Annotated in this window: 5 protein-coding genes and 1 pseudogene; all 6 read right to left on the reverse strand. The window is 72.3% G+C overall.

All coding sequences use genetic code 11. The features are described from left to right. Nucleotides 1-58 precede the first annotated feature (58 nt). The gene (locus AB0H87_RS39690) at nucleotides 59-709 is read right to left on the reverse strand and encodes a DedA family protein (RefSeq protein ID WP_360158319.1); all 651 of its coding nucleotides are present in this window, start codon (nucleotides 707-709) and stop codon (nucleotides 59-61) included. A 76-nt stretch (nucleotides 710-785) separates the two neighbouring features. After that, nucleotides 786-1,388 carry a hypothetical protein gene (locus tag AB0H87_RS39695; RefSeq protein WP_360158322.1) on the reverse strand — a complete coding sequence of 201 codons (603 nt, stop codon included), beginning with the start codon at nucleotides 1,386-1,388 and terminating at the stop codon, nucleotides 786-788. A 36-nt stretch (nucleotides 1,389-1,424) separates the two neighbouring features. Then, nucleotides 1,425-1,826 carry a transcriptional repressor gene (locus AB0H87_RS39700; protein ID WP_360158325.1) on the reverse strand — a complete coding sequence of 134 codons (402 nt, stop codon included), beginning with the start codon at nucleotides 1,824-1,826 and terminating at the stop codon, nucleotides 1,425-1,427. Beyond that, a complete protein-coding gene (locus AB0H87_RS39705) occupies nucleotides 1,823-2,122 on the reverse strand; it encodes a metalloregulator ArsR/SmtB family transcription factor (RefSeq protein WP_360158328.1) in 300 nt (99 codons plus the stop codon). Before AB0H87_RS39705 ends, AB0H87_RS39700 begins: the two co-directional genes overlap by 4 nt. A gap of 15 nt (nucleotides 2,123-2,137) precedes the next feature. Further along, a complete protein-coding gene (locus AB0H87_RS39710) occupies nucleotides 2,138-3,034 on the reverse strand; it encodes a metal ABC transporter permease (RefSeq protein ID WP_360158331.1) in 897 nt (298 codons plus the stop codon). Beyond that, nucleotides 3,031-3,401: pseudogene (locus AB0H87_RS39715) on the reverse strand (hypothetical protein); the annotation flags it as partial. The gene AB0H87_RS39710 and the pseudogene AB0H87_RS39715, both read right to left, overlap by 4 nt.

Here is a 3,401-nt window from a genome sequence, read left to right on the forward strand (position 1 = left end):
TGACGCGGGCCGGCACGTGGGTGTCCAGCACGTCGATCGGGGGTTACTGGGGCACGGACTACGAGCACGACGGCAACACGGCCAAGGGGGTGAACTCGGCCGGCTCGCGCGGCGGCTTGCGGCGGTGCCGCAGCCACTGCACCAGCTCGGCGAGGCCGGCCAGGCCCAGCGCGATGCCGAAGCCGAGCGCGAGACCCTGCAGCGGATGGTCCTGGAAGGCGGAACCACCGAGGAAGCCGAGCAGGGTGGTGTAGGCGGCCCACGAGAAGCAGGCCAGCGCGTCGAACAGGGTGAACCTGCGCCGCGGGTAGCCGATCGCGCCGGTCGTCAGCGTGATCGCGGTCCGGCCGCCCGGGATGTACCGGGCGATCACCAGCGCGATGCCGCCGTGCGCGTAGAGCAGCTCCCGTACCCAGGTGAAGGTCCTGGCCCGGCGGGTGCCCTCGGGTATCCGCCGGATCACGTTCTCGCCGCCGGCGCGGCCGATGAAGTAGGAGATGTGGTCACCGACCATCGCACCGGCCCCACCGGCCAGGATGACCAGCAGCACGTTGGGCTCACCGCCGGCCGCGAACACCCCGGCGGTGATCAGCGTGGCCTCACTGGGCACGATCGGGAGGAAAGCGTCGAGCGCCGCCAGCGCGAACACGACGCCGTAGACCCACGGCGACGTGATGAACGGGTCAAGAAAGTCTAGAAAGCCATCCATGGCTGAAGATCGCGTTGACGACGGACGTGATCTTCAAAGGGTAGCCTCGCCACGGCCGTTCACCCAGCGGCGTGGATCACCGTTGCCGCAGGCCAAGTGACTTGAGCTCGAGTGCCGCCAGGTCGTCCACCGTGGACTCGTCGTTGCGTCGCCACGACTCGGCGACGTCCGGGCCGAGCTTCGCGAGCTTGCTCAGGGGCTGGGTGGCCAGCGCCCGCAGGGCCAGCAGGTCCCGGCCGGCGGCCGCGCGGCGGACCCGGGCGGCGGCGCTGGCCCGGCGGATCCAGCGGACCCGCAGCGGCAGCCACAGCAGCACCACGAACAGGATCGGCACGACTGCGGTGATCAGCGCCAGCGCGAGCGCCAGGTTGCCGACCACCTCCTGCTGGGACTGGCCGGCCTCGGCGACGGACCGGGCCGCGCCGGCGGCCTTCTCGAAGGGTGAGGTCAGCTCGTCGCCGACCAGCGGCACGCGGCCGACCTTGCTGCCCGCGTCGGCCAGGTTGTCGGCCAGCGACGTGCCGGCGCCCTCCAGCTTCTGGCCGGGCACGCCCAGCTTCTCGACCTGGTCCTGCAGCCAGAGTGCGGCACGGATCCAGGCGTAGACCCACGCGACCACGAGCAGGTCGGTGAGGGCCTGGAGAAGGAAACGCGGAAAGCGGTCGGCGTAAATCTTCACGCGGACAGCGTCGCGCACCCGCGGGTGCGGCGCACGCTAGCCCGTGCAGCAGTTCTGGCAGGTGCCGAAGATCTCGAGGGTGTGGCTCACGTCGGTGAAGCCGTGCTTCTCGGCCACGCGGTCCGCCCAGTGCTCGACCGCCGGGCCCTCGACCTCGACGGTCGACCCGCAGGACCGGCAGACGAGGTGGTGGTGGTGCCCCTCGCTGCAGCGGCGGTAGAGGTGCTCGCCGCCCGGCGGGCGCATCACGTCGATCTCGCCGGCGTCGGCCAGGCCCTGCAGCGTGCGGTAGACGGTGGTCAGGCCGACCCGCTCGCCCCGGTCGCGGAGCATCGAGTGCAGCTCCTGGGCACTGTGGAACCCTTCGACCGAGCCGAGCAGCGAGCTGACGGCCCGCCGCTGGTGCGTGTTGCGCAGCGCGCCGGCGTCAGCGGTCATGATGCCTCCCGGGCGTGTGTGACGGCGTCCGCCACGATGTGCGCGATGTGCTCGTCGACCAGTGCGTACGCGATCTCCCGCCCCCGCCGGGAACCACGGACGATACCGGCGCCGCGCAGCACCCGCAGGTGCTGGGACACCAGCGGCTGCGGGGCCCGCAGCGACTCGACCAGCTCGTGCACGCAGCGTTCGCCGCTGCCGAGCTCGGTGACGATGGCGACCCGGATCGGCGCCGCGAGAGCGCGCAGGAGCTCGCCCGCCCGCTCGTACGACTCGTACCCGTTGCCCTCCGTCATACCGGGAACCGTAGCTCAGCGCCGGTCCAGGACGACCTCGTGTGGCTCCGGATCGGCCGACACGGCGTGGCCCGGCCGGCTGGCGCGGAGGGCGGCGCGTCTGCGTACCGCCCGCACGACCGCCACCGCCACCGCGACGACCAGGAAGCCGGCGATCGCGAGCACCACGATCGTGGCACCGAGCGCCGTGTCGATCTCCCAGGCCAGCCAGACACCCGACCCGGCGGCCGCGACGCCGAGCACCATCGCCAGCCCCATCGTGGCGACGAAGCCCCGGGCGACCTGTTGCGCGGTCGCGACGGGCACCACCATCAGCGCGCTGACCAGCAGCAGGCCGACCGCGCGCATCGAGATCGTGACGGTGACCGCGGTGAGCACCGCGACGAGCAGGTTCAGCGCGCGCACGGGCAGGCCGGAGACGCGGGCGTACTCCTCGTCGTGGCTGGCCGCGAACAGCGCCGGGCGCAGGCCGAGGGCCAGGCCGAGCACCACGGCACCGAGCACCACGATCACTATCAGGTCCGACCGTGAGGTCGTCGCCAGCGATCCGAAGAGGTACGTCATCAGGTTGGCGTTGCTCCGGCTCCCGGACAGGCCGACCAGCATCACGCCGCCCGCGATGCCGCCGTAGAAGAGCAGGGCGAGCGCCACGTCGCCCGAGGTGCGGCCCCGTTCGCGGATCAGCTCGATGGCTATCGCGCCGATCGCCGAGACGATGACCGCCGTGAGCACGGGGGAGCGGTCGAGCAGCAGGCCGACGCCGACGCCGGTCAGCGCGACGTGGCCGACCCCGTCGCCGATCAGCGACATCCGCCGCTGCACGAGGTAGATGCCGAGGGCGGGCGCGGTCAGGCCGATCACCACGGCGCCGATCAGCGCCCGGATCATGAACTCGTTCGCGAATATGCTCATGCTCCCCACATCCCCTGCTCGGCGGGCGCGTGCGGGTGGACGTGGTCGTGACCCGGGTCGGCGTGGTGGCCGGCCGGCGCCGGCACGTGCCCTTCGTGGGCGATCTCGCCGTGGTGGACGACGACGCAGCGGGTGATCAGCGGCTGCAACGGGCCCAGCTCGTGCGCGACCAGCAGCACGGTGCCGCCGCCGGCGACGAACTCGCCCAGCGCGCCGGCGAACGCGGCCTGGCTGGCGGCGTCGACCCCGGCCGTCGGCTCGTCGAGGATCAGCAGCTCGACGCCGTCGTGGCCGAAGGCTGGGCCGCCGAGAACGTCACCTACACCGCTGACGTCCGGATCGCCGGGAACGTGTTCGCCGGCATACC

The organism is Asanoa sp. NPDC050611 (assembly GCF_040654855.1).
Taxonomy (GTDB): domain Bacteria; phylum Actinomycetota; class Actinomycetes; order Mycobacteriales; family Micromonosporaceae; genus Asanoa.